Source organism: Streptomyces pseudogriseolus (assembly GCA_002154585.1).
In the GTDB taxonomy this organism is placed as follows: domain Bacteria; phylum Actinomycetota; class Actinomycetes; order Streptomycetales; family Streptomycetaceae; genus Streptomyces; species Streptomyces pseudogriseolus.
In genome coordinates this window covers 1-26,690 of sequence record MUNG01000212.1, presented here as the reverse complement: position 1 = coordinate 26,690, position 26,690 = coordinate 1, and the positions used below count along the sequence as shown (strand labels likewise).

At 74.4% G+C, this 26,690-nt stretch carries 25 protein-coding genes, 1 pseudogene and 1 riboswitch; of the genes and pseudogenes, 10 read left to right on the top strand and 16 right to left on the bottom strand.

The annotated features are described in order from the left end of the window. Positions 1-488: pseudogene (locus tag CCN29_RS36030) on the bottom strand (peptidoglycan-binding domain-containing protein); the annotation flags it as partial. A gap of 159 nt (positions 489-647) precedes the next feature. On the opposite strand from CCN29_RS36030, the gene CCN29_RS19930 reads away from it, so the two are divergent. Continuing rightward, entirely contained in the window at positions 648-2,690 is a 2,043-nt protein-coding gene (locus CCN29_RS19930) for an MDR family MFS transporter (RefSeq protein ID WP_086683483.1), read from the top strand. A gap of 29 nt (positions 2,691-2,719) precedes the next feature. Here CCN29_RS19930 and CCN29_RS19925 read toward each other — a convergent pair whose 3' ends face one another. Beyond that, positions 2,720-3,214 carry a GNAT family N-acetyltransferase gene (locus tag CCN29_RS19925; RefSeq protein ID WP_031018642.1) on the bottom strand — a complete coding sequence of 165 codons (495 nt, stop codon included), beginning with the start codon at positions 3,212-3,214 and terminating at the stop codon, positions 2,720-2,722. A gap of 190 nt (positions 3,215-3,404) precedes the next feature. Between CCN29_RS19925 and CCN29_RS19920 the strand changes: the two genes are divergently transcribed. Further along, positions 3,405-4,079 (top strand): hypothetical protein, encoded by a 675-nt coding sequence (locus tag CCN29_RS19920; protein ID WP_031018638.1) that lies wholly within the window; start codon positions 3,405-3,407, stop codon positions 4,077-4,079. A gap of 5 nt (positions 4,080-4,084) precedes the next feature. Next, positions 4,085-4,765, top strand: coding sequence for a hypothetical protein (locus CCN29_RS19915; RefSeq protein WP_086683479.1), 681 nt, complete (start codon positions 4,085-4,087; stop codon positions 4,763-4,765). A gap of 27 nt (positions 4,766-4,792) precedes the next feature. Here the strand turns inward: CCN29_RS19915 and CCN29_RS19910 are convergent, their stop codons facing one another. Continuing rightward, the gene (locus CCN29_RS19910) at positions 4,793-5,221 is read right to left on the bottom strand and encodes a DnaJ family domain-containing protein (RefSeq protein ID WP_006129960.1); all 429 of its coding nucleotides are present in this window, start codon (positions 5,219-5,221) and stop codon (positions 4,793-4,795) included. 103 nt (positions 5,222-5,324) lie between these two features. On the opposite strand from CCN29_RS19910, the gene CCN29_RS19905 reads away from it, so the two are divergent. Beyond that, the gene (locus CCN29_RS19905) at positions 5,325-5,717 is read left to right on the top strand and encodes an FHA domain-containing protein (protein WP_006129959.1); all 393 of its coding nucleotides are present in this window, start codon (positions 5,325-5,327) and stop codon (positions 5,715-5,717) included. 34 nt (positions 5,718-5,751) lie between these two features. Here the strand turns inward: CCN29_RS19905 and CCN29_RS19900 are convergent, their stop codons facing one another. Both CCN29_RS19900 and CCN29_RS19895 read right to left on the bottom strand, forming a co-directional pair. Continuing rightward, a complete protein-coding gene (locus tag CCN29_RS19900) occupies positions 5,752-6,423 on the bottom strand; it encodes an O-methyltransferase (protein WP_086683476.1) in 672 nt (223 codons plus the stop codon). Positions 6,424-6,501: 78 nt separating this feature from the next. Next, positions 6,502-7,983 carry an MFS transporter gene (locus CCN29_RS19895; protein ID WP_051791753.1) on the bottom strand — a complete coding sequence of 494 codons (1,482 nt, stop codon included), beginning with the start codon at positions 7,981-7,983 and terminating at the stop codon, positions 6,502-6,504. 389 nt (positions 7,984-8,372) lie between these two features. On the opposite strand from CCN29_RS19895, the gene CCN29_RS19890 reads away from it, so the two are divergent. Then, entirely contained in the window at positions 8,373-10,493 is a 2,121-nt protein-coding gene (locus CCN29_RS19890) for a bifunctional glycosyltransferase 87/phosphatase PAP2 family protein (RefSeq protein ID WP_031018631.1), read from the top strand. On the opposite strand, the gene CCN29_RS19885 is transcribed toward CCN29_RS19890, so the two are convergent. Next, on the bottom strand, positions 10,447-12,099 hold the full coding sequence (locus tag CCN29_RS19885; RefSeq protein ID WP_031059864.1) for a DUF8823 domain-containing protein: 1,653 nt from the start codon (positions 12,097-12,099) through the stop codon (positions 10,447-10,449). The genes CCN29_RS19890 and CCN29_RS19885 overlap by 47 nt on opposite strands. Before the next feature lie 80 nt (positions 12,100-12,179). Here CCN29_RS19885 and CCN29_RS36025 point away from each other — a divergent pair, with 80 nt between their 5' ends. Next, complete coding sequence (locus CCN29_RS36025) at positions 12,180-12,785, top strand: hypothetical protein (protein WP_442538419.1); 606 nt, start codon at positions 12,180-12,182, stop codon at positions 12,783-12,785. A gap of 19 nt (positions 12,786-12,804) precedes the next feature. Further along, complete coding sequence (locus CCN29_RS19875) at positions 12,805-13,476, top strand: maleylpyruvate isomerase N-terminal domain-containing protein (RefSeq protein ID WP_006129948.1); 672 nt, start codon at positions 12,805-12,807, stop codon at positions 13,474-13,476. Positions 13,477-13,554: 78 nt separating this feature from the next. Here CCN29_RS19875 and CCN29_RS19870 read toward each other — a convergent pair whose 3' ends face one another. From CCN29_RS19870 to CCN29_RS19840, 7 genes are all read right to left on the bottom strand, one after another. Beyond that, positions 13,555-13,983: an aggregation-promoting factor C-terminal-like domain-containing protein gene (locus CCN29_RS19870; protein ID WP_006129947.1), complete on the bottom strand. Its 429-nt coding sequence runs from the start codon at positions 13,981-13,983 to the stop codon at positions 13,555-13,557. 308 nt (positions 13,984-14,291) lie between these two features. After that, positions 14,292-15,137 (bottom strand): ECF transporter S component, encoded by an 846-nt coding sequence (locus CCN29_RS19865; RefSeq protein ID WP_006129946.1) that lies wholly within the window; start codon positions 15,135-15,137, stop codon positions 14,292-14,294. Then, positions 15,134-16,798, bottom strand: a complete 1,665-nt coding sequence (locus CCN29_RS19860) for an ABC transporter ATP-binding protein (RefSeq protein ID WP_086683472.1) — start codon at positions 16,796-16,798, stop codon at positions 15,134-15,136. Before CCN29_RS19860 ends, CCN29_RS19865 begins: the two co-directional genes overlap by 4 nt. Further along, positions 16,795-17,982: an energy-coupling factor transporter transmembrane component T gene (locus tag CCN29_RS19855; RefSeq protein WP_031018621.1), complete on the bottom strand. Its 1,188-nt coding sequence runs from the start codon at positions 17,980-17,982 to the stop codon at positions 16,795-16,797. Before CCN29_RS19855 ends, CCN29_RS19860 begins: the two co-directional genes overlap by 4 nt. Then, entirely contained in the window at positions 17,975-18,649 is a 675-nt protein-coding gene (locus CCN29_RS19850) for an SCO2322 family protein (protein WP_006129943.1), read from the bottom strand. Before CCN29_RS19850 ends, CCN29_RS19855 begins: the two co-directional genes overlap by 8 nt. Further along, a complete protein-coding gene (locus tag CCN29_RS19845; RefSeq protein ID WP_086683469.1) occupies positions 18,646-19,866 on the bottom strand; it encodes an SCO2321 family membrane protein in 1,221 nt (406 codons plus the stop codon). The genes CCN29_RS19850 and CCN29_RS19845 overlap by 4 nt, the downstream gene beginning before the upstream one ends. 147 nt (positions 19,867-20,013) lie before the next feature. Beyond that, a riboswitch (cobalamin riboswitch) is annotated at positions 20,014-20,066 on the bottom strand. A 134-nt stretch (positions 20,067-20,200) separates the two neighbouring features. After that, a complete protein-coding gene (locus tag CCN29_RS19840) occupies positions 20,201-20,848 on the bottom strand; it encodes a TetR family transcriptional regulator (RefSeq protein ID WP_086683466.1) in 648 nt (215 codons plus the stop codon). 207 nt (positions 20,849-21,055) lie between these two features. Here CCN29_RS19840 and CCN29_RS19835 point away from each other — a divergent pair, with 207 nt between their 5' ends. From CCN29_RS19835 to CCN29_RS19825, 3 genes are read left to right on the top strand one after another with little or no spacing between them, the layout of a single operon-like run. Then, the gene (locus CCN29_RS19835; protein WP_006129940.1) at positions 21,056-22,531 is read left to right on the top strand and encodes a glycosyltransferase family 4 protein; all 1,476 of its coding nucleotides are present in this window, start codon (positions 21,056-21,058) and stop codon (positions 22,529-22,531) included. Next, positions 22,525-23,265: a class I SAM-dependent methyltransferase gene (locus CCN29_RS19830; protein ID WP_006129939.1), complete on the top strand. Its 741-nt coding sequence runs from the start codon at positions 22,525-22,527 to the stop codon at positions 23,263-23,265. Before CCN29_RS19835 ends, CCN29_RS19830 begins: the two co-directional genes overlap by 7 nt. After that, positions 23,262-24,365, top strand: coding sequence for a prenyltransferase (locus CCN29_RS19825; protein WP_051803188.1), 1,104 nt, complete (start codon positions 23,262-23,264; stop codon positions 24,363-24,365). Before CCN29_RS19830 ends, CCN29_RS19825 begins: the two co-directional genes overlap by 4 nt. Positions 24,366-24,402: 37 nt before the next feature. Here the strand turns inward: CCN29_RS19825 and CCN29_RS19820 are convergent, their stop codons facing one another. The 3 genes from CCN29_RS19820 to CCN29_RS19810 all read right to left on the bottom strand — a co-directional run. Further along, the gene (locus CCN29_RS19820) at positions 24,403-24,696 is read right to left on the bottom strand and encodes a hypothetical protein (RefSeq protein ID WP_006129937.1); all 294 of its coding nucleotides are present in this window, start codon (positions 24,694-24,696) and stop codon (positions 24,403-24,405) included. 111 nt (positions 24,697-24,807) lie between these two features. Beyond that, complete coding sequence (locus CCN29_RS19815) at positions 24,808-25,620, bottom strand: DUF5336 domain-containing protein (RefSeq protein ID WP_039986029.1); 813 nt, start codon at positions 25,618-25,620, stop codon at positions 24,808-24,810. Positions 25,621-25,781: 161 nt separating this feature from the next. Beyond that, on the bottom strand, positions 25,782-26,690 hold a 909-nt coding region (locus CCN29_RS19810; protein WP_442538418.1), incomplete at its 5' end, for an N-acetylmuramoyl-L-alanine amidase.

Genomic DNA, 26,690 nt, shown 5'->3' with positions numbered 1-26,690 from the left:
GACCCACCCGCGCCGGCCGACGCGCCCGCTCCGGGCGCGGCTGCCGGGTAAGGCGTCGCGTCCTCGCCGTGCACGCCGGCGTGCGCGGCGCTCGCGCCGGTCGCCCCGCCGTCGGTACGGGGCGTCCCGGTGTCCGTCGCCCCGCCCGCGTTCGCCGGCTCAGGCGTCCTCACTCCGCCGGGCTTCCCGGTGTCGGGCCGTACCGTCTTGGTGGTCGTCGTCGCCTCGGGGGAGCCGCCCGTGTCGCCGTCGTCCGCCGACCGCGGCCGCGGGGCCGTTGCCTCAGGCGACCCGTCCGGCGTAGTGCCGCTCAACTCGACGTACGGGCGGATCCGCAGCGGGTCGAAGTCCTCCGCCGCGGCGGCCTCGGCCGTGCGGGCGTCGCGGAGGGCGTCGGCGGCGCGGCGGGTGCAGACGCACGACGGCGTGTTGTCGGCGTGCCTGGGCGCACCGCATTCCGGGCACGGGTGCCCGTTCGGCTGGTCCACGCGTGATCCCTCCCCTCGCGAACTCCAGAGATTATGCAGATCTTCTTCACACTCTTGTTCGCGCGCCCCCGGAATGCGAAGTTCCGCGCGGACTCAACAGGCCATACCCGGGCACTCCGATCACGATGGAGGGTGATACGAGAACCTCTGGAGGTCCGCATGGCCGGGGACGCTCACCGTTCGGCGCCGGACACGGGACGCCCGGACCAGGTGTCGGGCAGCGTGGTGCTGTCGATCGGCGCGCTGCTGCTCGGCCTGCTGCTGGCCGCCCTCGACCAGACGATCGTCTCCACCGCCCTGCCGACCATCGTCAGCGACCTGGGCGGCCTGGAGCACCTGTCCTGGGTGGTCACCGCCTATCTGCTGGCGTCCACGGCCGCGACCCCGCTGTGGGGCAAGCTCGGCGACCAGTACGGCCGTAAGCGCCTCTTCCAGACCGCCATCGTCATCTTCCTCGTCGGCTCCGCCCTGTGCGGGGCCGCTCAGGACATGCCCCAGCTGATCGGCTTCCGCGCGCTCCAGGGCCTGGGCGGCGGCGGGCTGATCGTGCTGTCGATGGCGATCGTCGGCGACCTGGTGCCGCCCCGTGAACGCGGCCGCTACCAGGGCCTGTTCGGGGCGGTGTTCGGCGCGACCAGTGTGCTCGGGCCGCTGCTCGGCGGCCTGTTCACCCAGCATCTGAGCTGGCGCTGGGTGTTCTACGTCAACGTGCCCGTCGGGATCGTCGCGCTCGCCGTCATCGCCACCGTGCTGCACATCCCCCGCCGGTCGACCAAGCATGTGATCGACTACCTCGGCACCCTGCTCATCGCCTCCGTCGCCACCTGCCTGGTCCTGGTCGCCTCCCTCGGCGGCACCACCTGGCCCTGGGCGTCGTGGCAGATCGTCGGGCTCGCGGTGCTGGGCGCCGTGCTGATCGTCGCGTTCGTGGCGGTGGAGCGCCGGGCCGCCGAACCGGTGCTGCCGCTGAAGCTGTTCCGCGTGCGGACGTTCACCCTGTCCGCCGTGATCAGCTTCATCGTCGGCTTCGCGATGTTCGGCGCGCTGACCTATCTGCCGACCTTCCTCCAGGTGGTGCACGGCATCAGCCCGACCCTCTCCGGGGTCCACATGCTGCCGATGGTGGCCGGCATGCTGCTGTCCTCCACCGGCTCCGGACAGATCGTCAGCCGCACCGGCCGCTGGAAGGTGTTCCCGGTCGCGGGCACCGCCGTCACCGCCGTCGGACTGCTGCTGCTCCACCAGCTCGACACGCAGAGCTCCACCGCGGTGATGAGCGCGTTCTTCTTCGTCTTCGGCCTCGGTCTCGGCCTGGTCATGCAGGTCCTGGTGCTGATCGTGCAGAACGCCGTCCCCTACGAGGACCTCGGCGTCGCCACCTCCGGGGCGACCTTCTTCCGGTCCATCGGCGCCTCGTTCGGCGTCGCCGTGTTCGGCGCGATCTTCGCCGGCCGGCTCGGCGACCAGCTCAGCGCGGCCTTCCGGGGCGTGGACCTGCCGTCCGGCGTCTCGCCCGAGGCGCTGGAGGCCGACCCGCGCGGCATCGGCGCCCTGCCGCCCCCGTTGCGCCCCGCCGCGCTCGACGCGTACTCCACGGCCATCACCGACGTCTTCCTGTACGCCGTGCCGGTCGCGCTGCTGGGCTTCGCGCTGGCCTGGTTCCTCAAGGAGGACCCGCTGCGCGCCTCCGTCACCGCGCCCGACGCCTCCGAGACGCTGGCCCCCAACCCGGTGGAACGCTCCTCGCACGACGAGGTGTGCCGCGCCCTGTCGGTGCTCGGCACCCGCGAGGGGCGCCGGGAGATCTACCGGAAGATCACCGACCGCGCGGGCTACGACCTGCTGCCCGCGTCCAGCTGGCTGCTGCTGCGGATCCGCCGCCACGGCTCGGTGGAACCGGCCCGGCTCGCCGAGCGCAACCCCGTGCCGCTGGACGTCGTCCTGGAGGCCACCCGGCAGGTCGAGAGCCGGCACCTCGCCGTGCGCCGGGGCGTGGACATGGTCCTCACCGACGAGGGCCGCGAGGCGAGCGAACGGCTGGCGCGGGCGCGCGAGGAGTCCCTGGCCGAGCTGCTGGGCGACTGGTGGGGGCCGGACCGCCCGACCGACCTGGTGCAGCTCGTGCACGAACTCAACGACGAGCTGTGCGGCTCCCGCGGCGAACGCCCCCAGTCCGCCCGCGCGGGGGCCCCGGCGAGCTGACACACGGGCGGCAACGGCGGTACCCGGCCTCAGACCAGCCGCTTGGCGAACCAGTGCTCGGCGTACGGGTCGTCGTTGTGCGGCTCGGTCTCGGCGTACCCGAGGCGGGCGTAGAGGGCGCGCGCCTCCACCAGGTCGCCGCGCGTGTCCAGGATCATCCGGCGGGCGCCTCGGGCCCGCGCCGCCTCCTCCGCGGCCCCGACCAGCAGTGCCGCGCCGCCCCGGCCGCGCATCCGCGCGTACAGGAACACCCGGGTCAGCTCGGCGGCCGTGCCGTCCGGTGACAGCCTGATCCCGGCGCTGCCCGCGGGCTCGCCCCCGTACCGCGCGATCAGCAGCAGCCCGCGCGGCGGGGCGAGGTCCGCGCCCGACCGCGCGGCGATCTCCCGCTCCAGCTCGTCCGGGTCGGTCCGGCGCCTCGCGTGCAGCAGGTACCAGCGGTCGCTGACCTCCGTGTAGTACGCGCGCCAGAGCGCGAGGGCGGCGGGCGAGCCGGGTGGTTCCGGGGCGACGGTCCAGGTCATGGCGGCATTCTCGGCCCCCTGCCGGCCCTCGGCGCAAGCGAATTGGGCGCCCGGACGCGGCCCGGCGGGCGAGGGACGCGGGCCCCGCCGTCTGTGCCGTGCAGTTTGTGCGCGGTGCAACGGGCAACCCGTGAGGGCGAACCGGCTCGCGAGGAGTGCCGGTTGGGACGAGAACCCCCGGAAGGCATCCATGTCCACTGGCCTGATCATTGCGTTGATCGTGATTGTCGCGGTCGTTGTCGCCGTCGCGGCCGTCCTGACCCTGCGCGCACGCGGCCCGCGACACGGCGCGAGCCTCAAGCGGCGCTTCGGCCCCGAGTACGAGCGTGCCGTCGCCCGGCACGACGGGGACACCAAGGCCGCCGAGCGGGAGCTGTCCGCGCGCGTGGAGCGCCACGGCTCCCTCCAGGTACGGCCGTTGGAGCCGGCCGAGCGCGAGCGCTACGAGGCGCGCTGGACGGCCGCCCAGGAGCGGTTCGTCGACGCGCCGCGTGAGGCGGTCGCCGAGGCGGACCGCCTGATCGCCGAACTCGCCGGCACCCGGGGCTTCCCGGCCGGCGGGCAGTACGAGGAGCAGGTCGCGGCGCTGTCCGTGCACCACGCCCACCACGTCGAGGGCTACCGCCGCGTGCACCGCGTCGCGCAGACCCACCCGGACGGCGCGCACGACGGCGCCGCCGGCACGGAGGAGATGCGCGAGGCGATGGTCGAGGCGCGCGCGCTGTTCGAGGAGCTGGTCCGGCCGTCGCGGCACGACGGCGGACACCGTGGCGCGCACGGCGACCGCACGGACACCCCCGCCGCCCGCCGCGACGGTCACCGCACCCCGTCGCTGCTGCACCGCCGCCAGGCGAAGGAGAGCTGATCGTCATGCCCGAGGCACCCCGTCACACCGAGGACACCTGGATCCCGAACGGCCCGGCCGGCACGGACGCGCCGCCGGCCGGTCCCGCCTCCGCGGACCCCGCCCACGAGACGGCCACGCTCGACCACACGACGCAGGCCGGCCGCAGGACCGGAACCTCCCCCGGCCGTGCGGGCACGGACACCGGGCACGGTTCCGGCAGCGGCCCGGGGACCGGCTCCGCCGGCACCGGGAGCCCGCCGGTCGCGGCGCACCCGCACACCGGCGCCGACACCGCCGACGACACCGGTGCCGACCCGCACGGCACCGGCACCCCCGCCCACGGCACGGGCGACCACGCCACCATCTCCGGCACGTCCGCACACCACGGCCGCCCCGGGTCCGAGCCCCGCCTCCTCGCCGAGGACACCTGCGACCGTCTCTCCGCGCAACTGCGGCAGGCCGTCGCCGGGTTCGTGGACCGGCCGCGGGACGCCGTGGAGGAGGCCGACCTCGTCCTGCGCGAGATCACCGAGCGGCTGACCGACGCGCTCACCGAGCGCCGCCGCGGCCTCGCGCGGAACTGGAAGACGCCCGCGTCCGGCGACCCCGGCAAGGGCGACGCCGCCCCGGCCGCCGACACCGAGCAACTGCGGCTCGCGCTGCGGGACTACCGCGAACTGGCGGAGCGCCTGCTGAGCGTCTGAGCCGCCCGGTGCGTCTCGTTCGCCAGGTCAGCCCTGTCCGTCACGTCCGCCCGACGCCGCCCGGCGCTCCCGCCACCGGCGTACGACGTCCTCGACGTCGTACGGCTTCTTGCCCAGCGGGGGGCCGGGCGGCGGCTTGAACATCATGTCGCTGATCTTCGCGTTGATCTCCGCGAGGATCTTCCGCACCACCCGCTCCGAGGGGGCCGCGAGGGCCGCCTCCAGCGCGTCCTCGGCCTCCTTGCGCAGGGCCAGCGTCGGCGGCAGCACCGACATGCCCTCGCGGGCCATCTTCCGCTTGACCCACCACAGTTCGTCGTAGGTGTTCTCCACCTCGGGCGGCAACGGGCGGCCCGCGCCCTCGAGCCGCTGGAACTCCCCGCGCGCGTCGGCATCGCGGATCTGCTTGTCGACCCAGCTCTCGAAGTCGACGCCGGGTGGCTTCCGCTCGGTCATGACCCCATTGTGCCGGACGCGGTACGGCCGGGCGTTTTATCATCTGGCGGCGGGCGGCCGATCCGGCCGTTCCGCCCCCAGGACCTCTTCAGGAGGAGCGCACGTGCTCGAACTCACCATGGCCGCGGTGTCCGCGGCGGAAGCGGGCGCCACGGCCGGGATGCTCATGGCCGACGCGCCCAGCGAGCCGGGCACCGTGCTGCGGGTGGGCCGGGACACGTCCCTGTGCCGTCTGGTGACGCCGGACGACTGGCTGTTCGTGTCCCGGGTGCATCTGGAGTTCCAGTGCGCGCAGGACGGCGGCTGGCATCTGACCTGGCTGCGCGGCTCGCTGCCGGAGCCGTCGTCGGAGGTGCGGCTGACCGTCGGGGAGTACGCCCAGCCGCTCGCGTACGGCGGGACCGTGCCGCTGCCCCGGGGCGGCAGCGGCGAGATCGTGATCCAGGACCGCACCGCCCCGCGCAGCGTCAACGTGGGCTTCTACCACGAGGTGTGAGCCCTCCCGGGGCCCCTCGCGCCCGCCCGTCCGCTCAGGACACCACGCGCGCCAGCGCGAACCCGTCGTGGTCCTTCGCCCCGACCGTCTGGACCGCCGTGGCGTCGAGCCGCGGGTGGGTGCCGAACATCTCCAGGGCGGTGCGGGTGCCCACCACGTCCGGGTCGGTGTTCCCGGAGTCGGCGACCCGGCCGCCGCGCACCACGTTGTCGAGGACGATCAGACTGCCCGCGGCCGTCAGGCGCAGCGCCCACTCGACGTAGTGCGGGTTGTTCGCCTTGTCGGCGTCGATGAACACCAGGTCGAACGGCGGCGGCTGCTCGTCCGCGAGCTTCGGCAGCGACTCCAGCGCCGGGCCGACCCGCACCTCCACCCGCTCGGCGAGACCGGCGCGGGCGAGGTTGCGGACCGCGACCTCGGCGTGCCGGGGGTCGTACTCCAGGGTGACCAGCCGCCCGTCGGCGGGCAGCGCGCGGCCCAGCCAGATGGTGCTGTAGCCGCCGAGCGTGCCGATCTCCAGGACGCGCCGGGCGCCCTGGAGCCGGGCGAGGAGCTGGAGCAGCTTGCCCTGGAGGGGCGAGACGGCGATGGGCGGGAGTCCGGCGGCCTCGCTCTCGCGCAGCGCCGCCGCCAGGGCCTCGTCGTCGCCCAGGAGCCGCTCGGTGAAGTAGTCGTCCACCGTGTGCCAGAGCCGCGCCTCGCTCATACGGGTGTGCCTTCCGCCGGGCCGGCCGGACCTGCCCGGCCGGATCGGCTCGAAGGTACGGGGCGCGGCCCGGGGCCGTCAGACCTTTTCCAGGCGTGCCCCGGGGCGTGTCCCGGGGCGTGTCCCGGGGTGGGCGCCGTGCGTCCCGGGCTCCAGCGACGGGGGCGAGCCGGGCAGCGGGCGGCCCGCCGACTCGGCCATGCGCCACACCGCGAACCCGCCGATCACGGCGGCCGCCATCATGTAGTAGGCGGGCATCATCACGTTGCCGGTCACGCCGATCAGGGCGGTGACCACCAGCGGGGTGGTGCCGCCGAACAGGGACACCGAGACGTTGAAGCCGATCGACAGCGAGCCGTAGCGGACCCGGGTGGGGAACAGCGCGGGCAGCGCGGCCGGCATGGCGGCGGTGAAGCACACCAGCAGCAGGCCGAGCGCGCCCATGCCGGCGGCGACCGCGAGCAGCCCGCCGTCGCGGATCAGCAGCAGCGCCGGCACGGACAGCGCGAGGAAGCCGGCGCAGCCGGCCGCCATCACCGGGCGGCGGCCCACCCGGTCGGTCAGCGCGCCCGCGAACGGCTGCACGACCATCATCAGCACCATCACGCCGAGCACGACGACCAGGCCGTGCGTGGCGTCGTAGCCCAGCTCGCTGGTGAGGTAGCTCGGCATGTACGACAGCAGCATGTAGTCGGTGACGTTGAAGACCAGCACCAGGCCCACGCACAGCAGCAGGGCGCGCCACTGGCCGGTGACCATCTCGCGCAGCGGCACCTTCGGGCGCTCGGTCTCGGCCTTGGCGACCTCGGCGGCGAAGGCGGGGGTCTCCTCCAGCCGCATCCGCAGGTAGAGGCCGATGATGCCCATCGGGCCCGCGATCAGGAACGGGACGCGCCAGCCCCAGGAGAGCAGGTCGTCCGTGGACAGCAGCGCCGTCATCAGGGTGACCAGGCCCGCGCCGCCGATGTAGCCGGCGAGGGTGCCGAACTCCAGCCAGCTGCCGAGGAAGCCGCGCCGCTTGTCGGGGGCGTACTCGGCGATGAAGGTGGACGCGCCGGCGTACTCGCCGCCGGTGGAGAAGCCCTGCACCAGGCGCGCCGCCAGCAGCAGGATCGGGGCTCCGACGCCGATCGCGGCGTAGGAGGGGATCAGGCCGATGGCGAAGGTGCCCGCGGCCATCATGATCATCGTGAGGGCGAGGACCTTCTGCCGGCCCACGCGGTCGCCGAGCGGGCCGAAGACCATGCCGCCGAGCGGGCGGACCAGGAAGGCCGCGGCGAAGGCGCCGAACGTGGACAGCAGCTGGGCGGTGGCGTTGCCCGTGGGGAAGAAGACCTTGCCCAGGGTGACGGCGATGTAGCTGTAGACACCGAAGTCGAACCATTCCATGGCGTTGCCGAGCGCGGCCGCCTTCACGGCGCGCCTGACCAGCGCGGGGTCGGTGACCGTCGGGGGACCGAGGGCGGGGTCGGGTGCCTGTGCCGCGCCGGCCGTGCCGGGAGCGGGAGCGCCGGCGGGACCGGGGGCGACGGAGTGAGGGGCGACCTGAGCAGTCGACAAGACTTCGCTCGCCTGCCTTTCGTCGGGAACAGGGACGGGTCCGCGCGGCGGCGCTGTCGGGCGGGCCAAGCCAGCGACGATAGGCGGCGTTTCCCCCGTTACGTACGGTACGGGGATCGATGCATACGGCACGGAAATGCGGTGTGCGCAGGCATGTCGCGGCCCCGGCGATCTCCGCCGGGGGTGGCCGGTTGTGATCCTTCTCGCGTCGCCCTGAGGCAACCGCATCCCGTCCGGACTATCGTCATCCGGACAAAAGAGAGAGGGCCGTCAGGTGAAGCGGCGGTGTCCTGCGTCCTGACCGAGGGGTGCGCGCCCGCCGGGCCGCGCACGGCACCACCCCCGCACGGGACGCGCGGGGCGAAAACGGGGCGGGAGGCCGACGAGGCGTGGCGAATGCGGAACACAGTGGGCGACCGGCCGAGACGTTCGGCGCGACGGCGGTGGGCGGCACCCGGGCGCGGCTGCGGGCGGCCCGCCTCGGACTGTGGCTGCTCGCCGCCGTCCTCGCGGTGCGCCAGGTCGCCCTCGTCCTCACCACCCCGAGCGGTGAACGCCTGACCGACCTGGAGACCTGGGTGGGCCCCGAGGGCGTGCTGCACGTCAGCGGCTCCCTCTACGACTCCACCGAGTTCACCGGCACGCCGTTCGGCGGGCTGGTCCTCAAACCCCTGACCCGGTCGGCCGAACAGACCCTCGGCTGGGGCTGGACCTTCGGCACCCTGCTGCTGGTGGTGGCGCTGGCGCTGATCGCCGCCCGCGCGCTGCCCCAGCCGGTCGGCCGGCGCACCGCGCTGCTCGCTGCTCCCGTCGCGGTCAGCCTGCTCATGGTGTCCCTGCCGGTGCGCAACACCCTCTGGCTCGGCCAGACCAGTGTCATCCCGGTGCTGCTCGTCCTGCTCGGCTGTTTCGTCGTCCACGGACAGCGGGCCGGCGGCGTCCTCGTCGGGGTCGCGGCGGCCCTCCAGCCGACCCTGCTGCTCTTCGCGCCGCTGCTGTGGCTCACCGGCCGCCGCCAGGCCGCCACCGCGACGGCCGTCACCTTCGCCTCGGCCACCGCGCTCGCCTGGGCCGCCATGCCGCAGGACTCCGCCGCCTACTGGGTGCACCACCTGGCGGGCGTCGGCCTGGGCGGCCCCGCCGACGCCCTCGCCAACCAGTCCCTGCACGGCGCGCTGCTCCGGCTCGGCCTCGCGGGGCCGCTGGAGATCGCCCTGTTCCTGCTGCTGGGCGCCGCCGTGGTCACCCTCGGGCTGCGGCGCGCCGTCCATTACGCGCGCGACGGCCAGCTGCTCCTCGCCGTCGGCATCACCGGGTGCGCCGCCATAGCGGTGTCCCCGACCGCCTGGCAGCACCAGCTGCTGTGGGTGCTGCTCACCGTCGTCGGCCGGGTCGGCACCCGCGCCCGCGACCGGCTGGTGTGGCCCGTCGCCGTCGTCCTGGTGATGACGCTGCCGGCCAAGATGATGCTGCCCAACATGGCGTTCCTGCACCCGCTGCGCGACAACGTGGTGCTGCTCGCCGCGCTGGCCGCCGCCACCGCCGTGCCGTTCCTCGGCCGTACCTCGCCGTACTTCCGCGACCCGGTGCCCACGCCGTACGCCCCGCCCGTGCCGGCCCGGTTCGCGTTCGTGCCGCTGCTGCCGTTCCTGCGGCGGGTGCTGATCCGGCCGAACCTGCTGCTGGAGCTGCTGCTCATCCGCGTCACCTACGCCGGATACGCCAAGGTGCGCCTCGCCGCGACCGGCGGCAGCAACTCGGCGGGCCGCGCCCGCGCCGAGGAGCACGGCGAGCAGATCCTCGACCTGGAGCGCGTCCTCCACCTGGACATCGAGCACGCGGTCAACCACGCCGTGGTGAAGGTGGACTGGCTGCGGCAGTTCTTCGACTTCTACTACACGTCGTTCCACTTCGTGGTGCCGCTGACCGTGCTCGGCCTGCTCTACTGGCGCCGCCCCGTCCACTACCGCTGGGCGCGCTCCGCCCTCGGCTTCGCCACCCTGCTCGCCCTGGTCGGCTTCTGGCTGTACCCGTTGGCCCCGCCGCGCCTGATGCCGGGCCTCGGCATCATCGACACCGTCCACGGCGTGCAGGACTTCTCCAAGCCCGACTACGGCACGCTGACCGCGCTCACCAACCAGTACGCGGCGATGCCCTCGCTGCACTTCGGCTGGTCCCTGTGGTGCGGCCTGGTCATCGCGATCATCGCGCCCCGGATGTGGATGAAGGCCCTCGGGCTGCTGCACCCGCTGTTCACGGCCGCCGCGATCGTCGCGACCGGCAACCACTGGATCCTGGACGCGGTCGGCGGCGCGGTCGTCGTCGGCGCCGGGTTCGGCCTGACCTACCTGCTCCAGGGCCCCCGCGCCCGCACGGTCACGGCGGCGGCCGAGGACAGGGAGCGGGACGCGAAGGACGCGGCTGACGCGAATGACACGAAGGACGGCAAGGACGCGAAGGGGGTCAGCAGCTCTCCGCCCGCGCCGGAGAAGGACCGTACTCCGAGCTGATCCGGTACTCGCCGGGCGCGGACACGGTGAGCCGGGTGAACTCGCCCGCGCGGGACAGGCACCCGCCGCCGTCCACCCGCAGCCACGGCGAGTACGCGATCCGCACGGTCACCGTCCCGGGCCGCGCCACCCGCAGCACCAGCTCCGCGCCGGAGGTCCGCACCACCGACCCCGGCGCGGACACCAGCGGCACCGCGTCCCGGACCCGGAACACCTCCCAGTGCGCGTCCCGCCACACCGGCACCAGCCAGTCGGGCCGCCGCTCCCGCACCAGCCGCGCCTCCTCCTCGGCGTACCCGTCGGGCTTCCCGTCGTGCAGCACCACGAACCCGACCGCCCACCGGTCCAGCCACGCCCGGTACGTCGCGGCGGAGAACGACCCGTCGTAGAACAGCCGGGCCCGCTCCATGTCGAGCTGTCGGTTCCAGCCCCGCGCGAGGTGGACGTGCGGGGCGAGCGCCACCGCCTCCCGGTGGTTGCGGGCGGGCACCGCCTCCACCCGCGTCCGGCCGGCGCCCAACGACTCCAGGGCGCGTACGACCCCCTCCGTCTGCGCCGCCCAGGCCGGGACGGTCGTCGACACCTTCAGGTCGTCGACGGTCTTCTTGCCGGTCCACCCCACCGAGAACACCAGCGCGGCCACCAGCAGGCCGCGCCGCACCGCCCGCAGCCGCGGCTGCGCGAGCAGGGCCACCAGCAGGGCGACGGGGGCGGCGTACTCGGCGAACCGCTCGAGGTTCGTGCCGATGGGGGAGGGGATCAGGAACACCAGCACGGTCCCGGCCGCGTACAAGGCGCCGCTCCACCGCGCCACCCGCCAGGACGGCGGGGACAGCACCGCGACAGCGATCCCGAGGACCGCGGGAGTCCATATCCGGCCCGCCGGCATCAACTGCTCCCCGTGGAAGGGGAAGAGGAGACTGGTCGCCCCGACCACCAGCGCGGGCGGCAGCAGCAGGGCGACCGCGGGACCCGGCCGCCGCACCAGGACGTGGCCCGCCCCGACGACCGCGAGGAACAGCCCCGCGACCGGGGACGCCATGGTGGCGAGGGCGGCGTAGGCGCCGGTGAGGACGAGACGTTTCTGCTCGGTGAGGCGCGGATCGGTGAGGTACAGACACGCGGCGAGCCCGAAGGCGATCCCCAGGGCGAACGTGGTGCGCCCCGAGGCCACGTTGCCCCACAGGCCGAGCGCGGCGAGCAGCGCGGGCGCGACCGGCCGGCGCGGCAGCGCCCGCTCGACCAGCACCGCCGCGATCCAGGTGGCGGCCAGCCCGGACGCCACGGTGAGCGCCCGCACCCCGACGGCCGCCATCAGGTACGGGGATATCAGGCTGTAGTTGGCGGTGTGCATGCCGCCGTACCAGAACAGGTTGTACGCCGACGAGCCGTGCCGCCCCGCGAAATCCGCCCACGCGTCCTGGGCGGCGAGGTCGCCGCCGCCGGTGGCCAGCACCGCCCACCACAGCGCGTACAGCGGCAGCACGGCCGACACGGCCAGGAGCGGCACGCGACGACGCCGGCAGAAGGAACGGACGGTCCGCCCGCGTTCCGGGGCCGGGCCGGGCCGCCGGAGCAGGGTGAGGTCGGCAGAGGGCACGATCATGAGGACGTCATACTCGGTCCCGGCGTTCACTCCTCAAGGGGGGCCCGTCGTCTGTCGTTGACGGATGGGATGCTCCCCGGATGACGGAACGACCGGAGACCTTCCTCGCCCATCTGCGCAGCGCGGCCGTCGGCGTCCTCGAACGCTTCCCCGCCGAACTCAGGCCCGAGATCTACGCCTTGTCCTTCCGCGTCTGGCGGGTGGACGACGACGACCGCCGCCCGTACGTGGCCGTCGGCTACAACACCGAGACGCAGTACGAGCGGGAGCGCGACCCGGACGACGACGGCGAGGCCCGCTGGAACTACGCCTACTGGCTGCTCGAAGGCTTCGAGACGCTCGGCAACGTCCCCGAGGACCCGGTCGGCAGCCGGGTGTACGAGGAGGAGGTGCGGAGCCTCGGCGTCTGGTACGACGGGGAGTTCGACCTGGACCGGCTGCTGGACGACGAGGACGTGGCCGCCCGCGCCGCACTGCTGCGCGCGCACTTCTGCGACGCCGTGATCGACCTATCCCGGCATCTGCACGCCGACGGGGTGATCGAGCGCGTCCTCGGCCGCCCGCTGCCGGTCGTCGTCTTCGACATGGCCCGCCCCGGCTGGGAGGCGCACGCCACCCGGGCCGCCAACCCGCCCGCGCTGATCGAGGACTTCACGGCGTGGCTGCGAGCCGCGGGGGAGATCTGAAACACCTAGGATCCGGGGCATGGCACGCGACATCACGACCGGTGACTTCACCCGCAGCTGGAACGCGCTGCTCGCCGCCGTGGCCGCAACTCCCGGCGAGGACTTCGACCGGCCGTCCGGCTGCCGGGGCTGGCTGGTGCGGGACCTCGTCTGCCATCTCGTCGTCGACGCGCAGGACGTCCTCATCACGCTCGTCACACCCGCAGACACCGCGCCCACGGCGGACGCGACGACGTACTGGGACCTCGTCGGTCCGCCCACCGGCGACGACCCGCTGGACGCGCTCGTCCCGCGGCTGGCCGCCGCCTACGGGGACCCCGCGCTGCTGAAGTTCCACCTGGACGACGTGGGTTCCGCGGCCGGGCGGGCGGCCGGACTCGCCGACCCCGCCGCCCTCGTGAGCACCAAGGACAAGGTGCTGACCGCCGGCGACTACCTCACGGCGTACGTCCTCGAATGGACGCTGCACCACCTGGACCTCGTCGCCCGTCTGCCGTCCGCCCCGAGGCCCCCGGCCGGGACGCTGGCCTCCGCCCGCACCGCGCTGGAGCGGATCGCGGGCGCCCCGTTCCCCGCGGAACTGTCCGACACGGACGCCCTGCTGCTCGGCACGGGCCGGCGCACGCCCACCGCCGACGAGACGGCCGCGCTGGGCGGCCTCACCGCGCGGCTGCCGCTGATCCTGGGCTGACATCGTCCGGGCGGGGACAGGCGAAAGCGGCGGCCCCGGGGATCGGGGGGCCGCCGCCTTCGGTATCAGGGGTGACGCTCAGTACCAGTTGTTGGCCTGCCAGAAGGACCAGGCGTCACAGGCGCTGCCGTAGCGGTCCTTCATGTAGTCCAGGCCCCACTTGATCTGAGTGGCCGGGTTGGTCTTCCAGTCGGATCCCGCCGAGGCCATCTTGGAGGCCGGCAGCGCCTGGACCAGGCCGTAGGCGCCGCTGGAGGCGTTGGTGGCCTGCGGGTTCCAGCCGCTCTCGTGCGACACGATGTTCGAGAAGCACTGGAACTCGGCCGAGTTGCCGATCATCTTCTTCGCGGTCGCCTGGGCCGAGGAGGCGGACGTGGGGGCCGCCGTGGTCGCGGCCTGCGCGGGCGCGGCGGCGATCAGCGTGCCGCACGTGGCGGCCGTCAGCGCGGCACCGGCGAGGGCCTTCTTCGGGGTGGCGACGGAGCGGAGGAGGGAAACGGCGGACACAGGCGGCCTTTCGGTCGGAAGCAGGGGAGTCGCGCGCCCTGCCGTGAGGCGGGGCATACGGCGGCGCCGCGACCCGTGGGGGACGTCGGCGCCTGGCGACTGCTCCACAGAAACAAATCCCGGGATTGCCCGCAAAGGTCCCTTTTACTACCGATGGTCGGAGGTGCCTGTCGCCTCATGTCCGTAACATCCGGTTTGGTGGATGTTCGTGGGAAGTGGTGGAGGGGCCCGCGTACGACCCTTCTTCGTATGTGACCCGGGTCATGTGGGGTGCTTCACCACCTCGCCCACAGCACGCATACGCGCGCCTACCGAGGGGCGTCGCCGAATGTGACCGGGGCCTCGAAGGCCGCCCTGCGCGTGGCGCGGCGCAGCGCCCGCAGCACGGTCGTGCCGACGGTGAGCGTCAGCACCACCGTGATCACGGCCCGCCCCAGGTCCCAGCCCAGGGAGGTGGCCAGGCAGTACGCGACGAAGCGGGCCAGGTTGGCGGAGACCGGGTCGTCGCCGTCGAAGGCGATGTTCGAGGCCAGCGAGCTCATGAAGGTCCAGCCCGCCAGGTTCATCACTGTGCCGTAGGCGAAGGCCGCCAGGAAGCCGTACACGGCGAGCATCCCCACCTCGAGACGGCCCCGCAGCCGGTCCGGGCCGGGCAGGAAGCCCGCGCCCATCGTGAACCAGCCCATCGCCAGCATCTGGAACGGCAGCCACGGGCCCACCCCGCCGGTGAGCAGCGCGGACGCGAACATCGTGACCGAGCCCAGGGCGAAGCCGAAACCCGGGCCGAGGACCCGGCCGCTGAGCACCATCAGGAAGAACATGGGCTCCAGTCCTGCCGTGCCCGCGCCGACGGGCCGCAGGGCCGCGCCCGCCGCCGCGAGCACACCGAGCATCGCCACGGCCTTCGCGCCCAGGGCCGACTCCGACAGGGCCGCCGCCACCACGGCGACCAGCAGCACCAGCAGTCCGGCGAACAGCCAGGGGGCGTCGCCCTCGTGCGCGTTCACCGCCGCGTCGGGCGGGGCGAGGAACGGCCAGCCGAAACCGGCCGCGCCCACCGCGCTCACCAGGGCGAGCGCCAGCCAGGTACGGGGGCCCAGACGCAGGGCGCGGGCCTGGCGGTCCGCGGGCCGTGCGGGGGTCGGCGCGCTCATCGCTCCAGCGCCTCCTTCACCTGGGCGACCGTGAGCCAGGGCTGCGGCGCGAGGATCTTCGCCACCTGCGGGGCGAACGAGGGGGACGCCACCACCACCTCCGCCGACGGGCCGTCCGCGATCACCTCGCCCTCGGCGAGAAGCACCACCCGGTGCGCCAGCTCCGCCGCCAGCTCCACGTCGTGCGTGGCCATGACGATGGCGTGGCCCTCGGCGGCCAGCCCGCGCAGGATCGCCGTCAGCCGGGCCTTCGCCGCGTAGTCCAGGCCGCGGGTCGGCTCGTCGAGCAGCAGCAGGGGCGGCCGGGCGGTCAGCACCACCGCGAGGGCGAGGGTGAGCCGCTGTCCCTCGGACAGGTCGCGGGGGTGCGTGTCGTCGGCCACGGACGGCAGCAGCTGGTCGAGCAGCGCGCGGCACGTGCCGGGCTCCGCCTCCGCGTCCCGGTCGGCCGCCGCGCACTCCGCCGCGACCGTGTCCGCGTACAGCAGGTCCCGGGGCTCCTGCGGGACCAGGCCGGCCTTGCGGACCAGGTCGCGGGGGCGGGTGCGGTGCGGGACGGCGCCGCCGGTGCGGACCGACCCGGAGGACGGGGCGACGAGACCGACCAGCGCGGAGAGCAGCGTCGACTTGCCGGCGCCGTTGCGGCCCATGAGCGCGACCGTCTCCCCGGGGAGGACGGTGAGGTCCACATGGGTCAGCGCCCGCACGCGGTCACGGCGGACGGCGAGGGAGCGCACCTCCGCCACCGGCTCAGGCGTGCCGGCGTTCTCCTTCTTCACCCGCCCGAAGCGGCGTTTGACCGGGGGAGCGGCCGGCGGCGGCGCGGTGTCCCGCCCGGGGCGCCGGCCCTCCAGGCGTTCCCGCAGCGGGGCCGCCCGGCGGCGGGCGTCGCGCACCGTCAGGGGCAGCGGGGACCAGCCGGCCAGGCGGCCCAGCCCGACCACCGGCGGGCAGACGGGGGACACCGCCATCACCTCCGCCGGGCTCCCCAGCCGGAGGCGCTCGCCGGCGCCCGGCAGCAGCGCGACCTGGTCGGCGTACTGCACGACCCGCTCCAGGCGGTGCTCGGCCATCAGGACCGTCGTACCGAGGTCGTGGACCAGGCGCTGGAGGACGGCCAGCACCTCCTCGGCTGCCGCGGGGTCCAGGGCGGACGTCGGCTCGTCCAGGACCAGCACCTTCGGGTGCGGGGTGAGCACCGAGCCGATGGCCACCCGCTGCCGCTGCCCGCCGGACAGCGTGGAGATGTGCCGGTCCCGCAGGCCGGCCAGGCCCAGCAGGTCCAGGGTCTCCTCCACCCGGCGGCGCATCACCTCGGGCGCGAGGCCCAGCGACTCCATGCCGTAGGCGAGTTCGTCCTCCACGGTGTCCGTCACGAAGTGCGACAGCGGGTCCTGGCCCACCGTCCCCACCACGTCGGCGAGTTCGCGCGGCTTGTGGGTGCGGGTGTCGCGGCCCGCGACGGTGACCCTGCCGTGCAGGGTGCCGCCGGTGAAGTGCGGGACCAGCCCGCTCACCGCGCCCAGCACCGTCGACTTGCCGACGCCGGACGGGCCCACCAGCAGCACCAGTTCACCCTCAGGGACCTCGAAGTCGACCTCCCGCACGGCGGGTTCGGCCGCGCCGTCGTAGGTCACCGACACGTTCTCGAAGCGGATCACGGCGTCGGCTCCTCGCGGGTGTCGCGGACCGCCTCGGGGGCGGGGGTGACGAAGGCGGGCAACAGGCCGATCAGCACGGCCGCCGCCGGCCACAGGGGCAGGGTGGGCGGCTCCAGCGGGACCACACCGGGACGCAGCGCCCCGGGGTCCAGCGAGCCGGCCAGGGTCAGGAGCGCCGCCACGGCCACGCCGGACGCGGTGACCAGCCAGGCGCGGGCGTCCCACGGGTCCGGGCGGTAGCGGGTGCGCAGGGTGCGCCGCCCGCCCAGCCACAGGCCGGCCAGCGCCGACGCCACCCCGGCGAGCAGCACGGGCAGTCCGTAACCGCCGCCCGCGGCGGTGAGCAGCCCGTACGTGCCCGCGCACACGCCCAGCAGCCCGCCGAGCGTGAGGGCGGCCGTGGTGCGCCGCACGGCGGGCGGCACCTCGGCGGTACGGCCGTACCCGCGTGCGTCCATCGCGGCGGCCAGGGACACCGAGCGCTCCAGTGCGCCTTCGAGGACCGGAAGCCCGACCTGCACCAGACCGCGCACGCCCTTGTCGGGGCGCCCGCGCAGCCGGCGGGCGGCGCGCAGCCTGCGCACGTCGGCGATGAGGTTCGGCGCGAAGGTCAGCGCCACCACCACGGCCACTCCCAGCTCGTACAGGGCGCCGGGCAGCGACTTCAGCAGGCGGGACGGGCTGGCCAGGGCGTTCGCGGCGCCCACGCAGATCAGCAGCGCGGCCAGCCGCAGCGCGTCGTACAGGGCGAAGGCCAGGCCCTCGGCGGTGACCCGGCCGCCCAGGCGGATGCCCTGCGCCCAGTCGGGCAGCGGCACCTCGGGCAGCGTGAACAGGGTGTGGGTGCCGGGGATGGGGGAGCCGAGGACCACCGCGAAGGCGAGGCGCAGCAGCAGCACGGCGGCGGCGAGCTTCACGAACGCGCCGTAGGAGAGGGCCCACGGCGTGTGCGGGCGGCGGACGGCCACCACGTACCCGGAGACGGTGATCAGCAGGGCGAGCAGCAGCGGGTTGGTGGTGCGGGTGGCCGCGGTGCCCAGCGCGAGCGCCCACAGCCACCAGGCCCCGGGGTGCAGCCGGGCGGCGCGGCGCGCATACGGCACGGGGCCGCCGGCGGGCGGTGTCCCCCGCTCCGGGCGCGGCGGGGCGAGGCCCGGACGCCCGGAGCCGCGGGACTCACGCACGGCGGCGGACCTGCCAGAGGGCGGCGGCGCCCAGCACGACGATCACCGCCGCGCCCCCGATCAGCCCCACGGACGGCCCGGAGCCGCCGTCGTCCTGCGCGCCGGTCTCCGTGCCGGTCCGCTCCGTGCCGGACGCGGACGTCTCTCCGTCCGATGTCCTGCCGCCGGTGGCCACCTGCTCGCCGCAGCCCTTCGCCGGATAGCCCGCGATGGCGCACAGCAGGGCGTTGCTGTCGTAGCGCAGCGGCTTGGCGACCGAGGCGAGGGCCTCCGCCGTCGTGGCGTCCTCGGCCACCCGCGCGCAGGCCGTGCGGCCGGCCGGGGGCCGCTCCCCGGACGGGGCGTCGGCGGGCGTGCCGAAGTCGAGCACCAGCGCCACCCGCTTCGTGCCGTCCTTCGCGGGCGTGTCCGCGCAGATCGCGTCGAAGTCGGCGGTGCCGCGTGGCTTGGCGGCGTCGCCGGAGTCCTCGCTGACCGAGAAGCGGAAGCCCTGGACGTCGCCGTCCGCGGGCCGCGCCAGCGACGGACCCACGGTGGCGTACGTCCACGCCGAGCCGTCCCGCTCCCAGAAGGACCAGTAGCGGTACCCGGCGGCTCCCGCCTGGCCGGCGCCCGCCAGCACGGGCAGCAGCGCGGCCAGGAACAGCACGGCGGCGCGGCGGATCACGGCTGCTGCCTCTTGGTGCGGTTGCTGATCAGGAAGCCGATGCCGATGCCCGCGACCAGGCACACGCCGACGAACCACCACACGCCGAACGGCGAGGACTCGTCCTTCTCCTCCTCGGCGCTCTCCGCCGCCTTCGTGGTCTTCTCCGGGGCGGCCGGGCCGGCGGCCTGGAGCTGCTTCACCAGGTCCGTGCCGCCGAAGTCGCGCGGGTCCGCGCCGGTCGCGTGCGCGGCGAGGATCAGCTGCGCGTAGGCGGCGGGCCCGCTCTGCGCGGCCCAGCCGGCGGCGTTCTTCTCCAGCCATGCGTACGACTTCTTCGCCTGCGTCACATCTCCCTGCGCGGCGAGCGCGACCACCGCGTCGGCGGTGTTGCCGACGTCGGGCTGCTCCTCGCCGCCGGGCGTGGCGGCGAGCAGGTGCCCCGTCGCGGCGAGCGCGCCGGCCAGGTGGGCGGCGCCGTTGGCGGCGGCCTGCTCCGGGGTGGTCGCCTTGACGCAGGAGTTGGCCGCGCCGCCCTCGCCCTTGCCGGGCTCGGCCAGCAGACCCTGGCCGAGCGCGCCGAGCACGCCCGCCGCGGTCGCGTCCGCGTTGGCGGTCAGCGAGCCGTCCTTCTCCGGCTGGAACGCGAACGCGCCCGCGCCCTTGCCGGTGCAGGGCAGCTCCAGGCCGAGCAGCGCGTCGTAGGGGGACTTGCCGCCCTTCCTCACCTCGCCCGGCCGCTCACCGGCGGCGGCGAGCGCGCCGACGACCACGGACGTGGAGTTGGTGTCGCTGGCGCCGCCCGCGGTGTAACCCCAGCCGCCGTCCCTGTTCTGCACGGACTTCAGCCAGCCGACGGCCTTCTCCGTGACGGCGTCGTGCCCGCCGAGCGCGGCGAGCGCCTGCACGGCGGCGGCGGTCTGGTTGGTGTCCACCATGGTCTTCGCGTCGCACGCGGCGGACGGGTCGGCGCGGAACGGCGCGAAGGAGCCGTCGGCGCACTGCTGGCCGGCCAGCCAGCCGACGGCGGCCTTCGGCGGCTCGACGCCGGCGGCGTGCTGGGCGAGCAGGGCGAGCGACTGGCGCCACACCCCGTCGTACTGCGGGTCGGCGTCCCCGTACAGCGCGGACGGCAGTGCCTGCGGGGTCGGCGACGGGGACGGGTCGGCTGCGGCCGGTGCGGCGGCGCCGAGGACGGCGACGGCGGCCAGCACCGCTGCGCTGCGGCGGACGTTCATGACGGGCGGGTGCCTCTCCCTGAAGAGGGCCGGGCAGCGCGGGACACCCCGGCGGCTCGGCTCCGTATACCTCGACGGTGCCCGTGCGCCGGCGGGATGCCGGGCACGTGAGCCGGTCACGATCCGTACGGGGCAGTCCGGCTCACCGTCTCCCCGACGGCTCACGGTTGCGGGTCAGCGCCGGATTCGCACCGGCTTCCCCCCGTACGACTGTGATACGACCCGGCCACTGTACCCGCCCGTAGAACGGGCGTCCGGGGCGGTCACCTGCGCGGGGAGCGGCACGGACGCGGGAGGTGACCGGGGTCACCCGGACGGTTCCGTGAACGCTCCGTCAGTCCCGCCCGGGCGGCGGCACCGTCAGGTCGATCAGCCGGCACACCGTGTCGATGTCCTCGCCGACCTGCTCGATCGAGGCACGTCCGGACAGCCAGGTGATCAGCGTCGAGTGCCAGGTGTGCCCGATCACCCGCACCGCCGACAGCTGCTCGGGCGTCGGGTCCGCCAGGTCCGTCGCGTCCAGGATGATCGCCGTCGTGCGCCGGAACACCTGCTCCACCTCCGCGCTCACCCCGCGGTCCGCGAAGGTCAGCGCCCGCATCATCGCATCGGCCAGCAGCGGGTCGCGCTGGAGCGCGCGGAACGCCCGCATCAGCGTCCCGGCGACCCGCTCCGCCGCCGTCTCGCCGGCCGGCGGCTTCTTCCGCAGCGTCGCGTGCAGATGCTCCAGCTGGTCCTGCATCGTGGCGACCAGAAGGTGGATCTTCGACGGGAAGTACCGGTACAGCGTGCCCAGCGCCACCTGCGAGGACTCCGCGACCTCGCGCATCTGCACCGCGTCGAAACCCCCCCGCGACGCCAGCCGCGCGCACGCCTGGAGGATGCGCCGCCGGCGGGCCTCCTGCCGCTCGGTGAGCGGGGAGGCCGGCTCGGCGCGCCCGGCGTCCGGCGCCGCCTTGGTCCTGTGGGCATCCGCGGGCATGGGTCCCGTCCGTGACAGTCGGTGAGGGGCGATGATCGGACAGCATGGCACGGCGTCCGCCGTGGCGTGAATCACCTGATCCACCGCTGCCGACGTTCTTACCTGCCGGTAGATTCGGATCCTCCGAACGATCAACTCTGCAACTTGTTCTAGATCGGCGTCCCGACGTACTGTCGCGGGACAGTGCAGGCAGAAGGGGGTCCCAGAGTGACCGCTGAGGCCAGTCAGGCCGGGCCCTCGGCAGGCCCCGCATCCGACGGCTCGCGACCGCTCCGCATCGCGCTCCTCACCTACAAGGGAAACCCGTTCTGCGGCGGCCAGGGCGTCTACGTGCGCCACCTCTCCCGCGAACTGGCCCGGCTCGGCCACCGCGTCGAGGTCATCGGCGCCCAGCCCTACCCGGTGCTCGACGAGATCCACGACGGACCGGTCCTCACCGAGCTGCCGAGCCTGGACCTCTACCGTCAGCCGGACCCCTTCCGCACCCCGAAGCGCGACGAGTACCGCGACTGGATCGACGCCCTCGAGGTCGGCACCATGTGGACCGGCGGCTTCCCCGAGCCGCTGACCTTCTCGCTGCGCGCCCGCCGCCATCTGCGCGCCCGCCGCGGCGACTTCGACGTCGTCCACGACAACCAGACCCTCGGCTACGGCCTGCTCGGCGACCTCGGCGCGCCCCTGGTGACCACGATCCACCACCCCATCACCGTCGACCGCCGCCTCGAACTGGACGCCGCCGCCGACTGGCAGCGCCGCATGTCGGTGCGCCGCTGGTACGCCTTCACCCGCATGCAGAAGCGCGTCGCCCGCCGGCTGCCGTCCGTGCTCACCGTCTCCGGCAGCTCCCGCGCGGAGATCGTCGAGGACCTCGGCGTACGGCCCGACCGCATCCACGTCGTCCACATCGGCGCCGACACCGACCTGTTCTCCCCGGACCCGTCCGTCGCCGTCGTCCCGGGCCGGATCGTCACCACCTCCAGCGCCGACGTGCCGCTGAAGGGCCTGGTCCACCTCGTCGAGGCGCTCGCCAAGGTGCGCGCCGAACAGCCCGACGCCCACCTCGTCGTGGTCGGCAAGCGCCCGGCCGAGGGGCCCGTCGCCCAGGCGATCGAGCGCTACGGCCTCGAAGGCGCCGTCGAGTTCGTCAAGGGCATCTCCGACGCCGAACTCGTCGACCTGGTGCGCTCCGCGCAGGTCGCCTGCGTGCCGTCGCTCTACGAGGGCTTCTCCCTCCCGGCCGCCGAGGCCATGGCCACGGGCACCCCGCTGGTCGCCACCACCGGCGGGGCGATCCCCGAGGTGGCCGGCCCGGACGGCGAGACGTGTCTCGCCGTACCGCCCGGCGACGCGGGCGCCCTGGCCGCCGCGCTGACCCGGCTGCTCGGCGACGCGGAACTGCGCGCCCGGCTCGGGGCGGCCGGACGGGAGCGGGTGCTGGCCCGCTTCACCTGGGCGCGTGCGGCGCAGGGCACGGTGGCCCGCTACCGCGAGGCGATGGCCAGGGCGGGCGCGGGCCGGGACACGGGCGCCGCCGCCCGCACCGGTGTGCGGGCCGCGACCGGGGCCGTCGGTCCCTCGGCGCCCGCGGCCCCCGCCGCTTCCGACACCCCCACGGACCCGGCCGCCGCCGTGTCCGTGCCCGCCGCCGACACCTCCGACCGTGAAAGCAGGGCCACGTGCTGACCGTCGACTTCTCCCGGTTCCCGCTCGCCCCGGGCGACCGCGTCCTGGACCTCGGCTGCGGCGCCGGACGGCACGCCTTCGAGTGCTACCGGCGCGGCGCCCAGGTCGTCGCGCTGGACCGGAACGGCGAGGAGATCCGCGAGGTCGCCAAGTGGTTCGCGGCGATGAAGGAGGCCGGGGAGGCGCCCGCCGGGGCCACCGCCACCGCCATGGAGGGCGACGCCCTCGCCCTGCCCTTCCCCGACGAGTCCTTCGACGTCGTCATCATCTCCGAGGTGATGGAACACATCCCCGACGACAAGGGCGTCCTCGCCGAGATGGTGCGCGTCCTCAAGCCCGGCGGCCGGATCGCCATCACCGTGCCGCGCTACGGCCCGGAGAAGGTGTGCTGGACGCTGTCCGACGCCTACCACGAGGTCGAGGGCGGCCACATCCGCATCTACAAGGCGGACGAACTCCTCGCCCGGATCCGCGAGGCGGGCCTGCGCCCCTACGGCACCCACCACGCCCACGCCCTGCACTCGCCGTACTGGTGGCTCAAGTGCGCGTTCGGCGTCGACAACGACAAGGCGCTGCCCGTGCGGGCGTACCACAAGCTGCTGGTCTGGGACATCATGAAGAAGCCGCTGGCCACCCGGGTCGCCGAGCGGGCGCTGAACCCGGTGATCGGCAAGAGCTTCGTGGCCTACGCGACCAAGCCGCACCTGCCGCGCGCCCAGGCGGACGCCACGTGACGACCGCCCGGCCGGCCGGCGACCCCCGCATCCCCCGCTCCGAACACCTCGTCCTCACGGGCGTGCTGACGGCCGAGGAGGCGGCGCGGACCGTCGCCGGCATCCTGGCCGTGCAGCGGGAGGACGGCGCCATCCCCTGGTTCCGGGGCCACCACCTCGACCCGTGGGACCACGTCGAGGCCGCGATGGCGCTGGACACGGCGGGCGAGCACGAGGCCGCCGAGCGGGCCTACCTGTGGCTGGCCCGGCACCAGCTCCCCGACGGCTCCTGGTACGCGGCCTACGCCGACGGGGACCCGGACGACGTCACCGACCGGGGCCGGGAGACCAACTTCGTCGCCTACATCGCGGTCGGCGTCTGGCACCACTACCTGGCCACCGGCGACGACACCTTCCTGGACCGCATGTGGCCCGCCGTGTGCGCGGCCGTGGAGTTCGTCCTCGAACTCCAGCAGCCCGGCGGCCAGATCGGCTGGCGGCGCGACGACGACGGCACGCCCGCCACGGACGCGCTGCTCACCGGCTCCTCCTCCGTGCACCACGCCCTGCGCTGCGCGCTCGCCATCGCCGAGCAGCGGGAGGAGCCCCAGCCCGGCTGGGAGCTGGCCGTGGGCGCGCTGCGGCACGCCATCCGCCGTCACCCCGAGCGGTTCCTGGACAAGGACCGCTACTCCATGGACTGGTACTACCCGGTGCTCGGCGGCGCGCTGACCGGCGCCGAGGCCAGGGAGCGCATCGACGCGGGCTGGGAGCGGTTCGTGGTGCCCGGCCTCGGGGTGCGCTGCGTGGTGCCCAACCCGTGGGTGACCGGCGGCGAGTCCGCCGAACTCGCCCTGGCGCTCTGGGCGACGGGCGAGTCCGACCGCGCGCTGGAGGTGCTCCAGTCCATCCAGCACCTGCGCGACGCGGAGAGCGGCCTGTACTGGACGGGTTACGTCTTCGACGACGACGCCGTATGGCCGCGCGAACTGACCACCTGGACGGCCGGTTCGCTCCTGCTGGCCGTAGCCGCCCTCGGCGGCCACGAGCCGACCTGCGCGGTCTTCGGCGGCGAGCAGCTCCCGAAGGGCATGGACCCGGCCTGCTGCCCGGACGCCTGACCGGCCCGAACCCCCGGATCACGTGTCCGGGGGCGGGTCAGTGGCGGCGGAGGCGGCCGGCTACGGCGTGGCCGATGAAGAGGTAGACGACGGCGGCGAGTCCGTAGCCGAAGACGACCCGCGCCCACTCCTCGTCGAAGGTGAACAGATCACGGGACCACGCGGCCAGCCAGTTGGCCGCGTCATGGACGAACCGCACCAGGTCGTTGGCCCGGTTGGCGTCCAGCAGGTACATCACGATCCACAGTCCGAGGATGACGGCCATGACGTCCGCGATCACCGCGATGACCGTCCCCGCGGAGGTGGAACCAGAGCGATATCGAGGGGACATGGTGTCCGTCTGGCCCCGAAAACCCGCTTGAAACCAGCCGCGTTCGCGGGCCGCACGCGAACGGCCCCCCGCCCGGGAGGGGCGAGGGGCCGTCGACGACGGGGCCGTGGCTCAGCCGCGCTGGATGCCCGACGTGTCCTGGAGGACGCCGCGGCGGCCGTCCTGCGTCTGCGCGACCAGCGCCTGACCGCGCTGCTCCACCGCCAGGTACCAGGTGCCCGGGGCGAGTTCGGCGATCGGCGTCGGCGAGCCGTCCTCCGGGAACAGCGGACGCGGCACCGGCACCGCGAACCAGAACGGCGAGAAGTCCGGCGCGGGCGGCGCGGCCGGCTGGCCCTGCTGCGGCTGACCGCCGTACGGCTGGCCCGGCTGGCCGCCGCCGAAGGACGCCTGCTGGGCGCCCGGGTAGCCGTAACCGGCGGGCGGCTGCGCGCCGTACGGCTGCTGCGGGGCGGCGGGACGGGCGGCCGGGATCAGCCCGCCCTTGAGCGCCGGCACCAGCGGCGTGGCCACGGCGGCCGCCGCCATCACCAGCGTGGCGACGAGGGCGAGAATCAGACCGAGGCCCGCGTCGGGGCCGTCACCGGCGCCGTCGAAGTTGTCGGCGCCGCCCGCCGGGTCGAAGACGTTGCCCAGCGCGCTCCACGCGGCGAACACCGCGAACGCCACACCGAACGGCGCCAGTTCCAGACCCGCGACCTTCGGCGCCTGCGGCAGACCCCGGGCGACCACGATGAGAGCGGCGGCGACGAGGCCCGCGAGAACGACGCCCAGCAGCACCGGACCGCTTGCCCACAGGCTGGGAATCTCCGCGCTGTCCGGGGCGCCTTCGATCGAGTACAGATCGAGGAACGACGCGATGAACAGCAATACCGCTGCTCCGATCACCACGCCGTCGCCTCGAGTGAGGGAGCGGATATTCACTTCAGGTCCTTCGTAGGTCGTCTCGTCGTCGGAAGAGGCGTCGCTGTCACCGTGTCGGCCCCCGTGGGGTCCGGTGCGAAGCGCGGGGGTGGCCCCTGATCGTACGGACGACACTATCGTCCGCCGGATCGGGCTGTCCGCCCGGATCAGCGCGCTGATCCCTACCCGCGCAGGAAACTCACGATTCCCTCGGAAATCCCTTGCGCCGCTTTCTGCCGCCAGGCGCCGCTGGTCAGCAGCGCCGCGTCCTTGCTATCGCGCATGTTCCCGCACTCGATGAACACCTTCGGAACCGTTGACAGATTGAGACCGCCCAGGTCCTTCCGCGTGACGAGACCGGTGCCGCCGCCGGTGTAGTTGGACGGCGCGCTGCCCGTGACGCGTACGAAGTTGCCCGCGATGCGCTCCCCGAGTTCACGCGAGGGCGCGACGATGGCACGGGTGTCCGCCTCACCGGCGTTCACCGAGCCGGGCAGGATCACGTGGAAGCCGCGGTTGCCGGCGCCGGAGCCGTCCGCGTGGATCGAGACGACCGCGTCGGCCTTCGCCGCGTTGCCGATCCGGGCCCGCTCGTCCACGCACGGCCCGAACGGGCGGTCGCCGTCCTGCGTCAGCTTCACCGTCGCGCCCTGCTTCTCCAGGACGGCGCGCATCCGGTGGGCGACGTCCAGGGTGAACTCCGCCTCCGCGTACCCGTCGTTGGTGGACGTGCCGGTGGTGTCGCACTCCTTGCGGTGCGTGCCGACGTCCACCTGCCGGTTGATCTCGGCGGTGTGCTCGACGTTCGTCGGGTTGTGCCCGGGGTCGATGACGACCACCTTGCCCTTGAGCGGCCCGCCCGCGGCGGGCGCGGACGCGGAGGGCGTCCGCGAGGCGGGGGACCCCTCGCCCCCGGGGGACGGCGAGGCGCCGCCGCCTTCGGGGGAGGAGGCGGCGGGCGACGGCGTACGGGGCGCGGCCGAGGGGGAGCCCTCGGCCTGCGCGCCCTTGTCGTCCGTGCCGCCCGTGGCCGCGTACACGCCCCAGCCGAGCAGTCCGCCGCACACGAGCGCGGCGAGGCCGACGGTCAG

Excerpts from the sequence above, each read along its gene's own strand:
- CCN29_RS19915 (WP_086683479.1), top strand. The coding sequence starts at position 4,085 with ATGCCCGAGGCACCCCGTCACACCGAGGACACCTGGATCCCGAACGGC.
- CCN29_RS19930 (WP_086683483.1), top strand. The coding sequence starts at position 648 with ATGGCCGGGGACGCTCACCGTTCGGCGCCGGACACGGGACGCCCGGAC.
- CCN29_RS19840 (WP_086683466.1), bottom strand. The coding sequence starts at position 20,848 with ATGCCCGCGGATGCCCACAGGACCAAGGCGGCGCCGGACGCCGGGCGC.
- CCN29_RS19910 (WP_006129960.1), bottom strand. The coding sequence starts at position 5,221 with ATGACCGAGCGGAAGCCACCCGGCGTCGACTTCGAGAGCTGGGTCGAC.
- CCN29_RS19820 (WP_006129937.1), bottom strand. The coding sequence starts at position 24,696 with ATGTCCCCTCGATATCGCTCTGGTTCCACCTCCGCGGGGACGGTCATC.
- CCN29_RS19865 (WP_006129946.1), bottom strand. The coding sequence starts at position 15,137 with ATGAGCGCGCCGACCCCCGCACGGCCCGCGGACCGCCAGGCCCGCGCC.
- CCN29_RS19885 (WP_031059864.1), bottom strand. The coding sequence starts at position 12,099 with ATGATCGTGCCCTCTGCCGACCTCACCCTGCTCCGGCGGCCCGGCCCG.
- CCN29_RS19875 (WP_006129948.1), top strand. The coding sequence starts at position 12,805 with ATGGCACGCGACATCACGACCGGTGACTTCACCCGCAGCTGGAACGCG.
- CCN29_RS19920 (WP_031018638.1), top strand. The coding sequence starts at position 3,405 with ATGTCCACTGGCCTGATCATTGCGTTGATCGTGATTGTCGCGGTCGTT.
- CCN29_RS19925 (WP_031018642.1), bottom strand. The coding sequence starts at position 3,214 with ATGACCTGGACCGTCGCCCCGGAACCACCCGGCTCGCCCGCCGCCCTC.
- CCN29_RS19845 (WP_086683469.1), bottom strand. The coding sequence starts at position 19,866 with ATGAACGTCCGCCGCAGCGCAGCGGTGCTGGCCGCCGTCGCCGTCCTC.
- CCN29_RS36025 (WP_442538419.1), top strand. The coding sequence starts at position 12,180 with ATGACGGAACGACCGGAGACCTTCCTCGCCCATCTGCGCAGCGCGGCC.
- CCN29_RS19900 (WP_086683476.1), bottom strand. The coding sequence starts at position 6,423 with ATGAGCGAGGCGCGGCTCTGGCACACGGTGGACGACTACTTCACCGAG.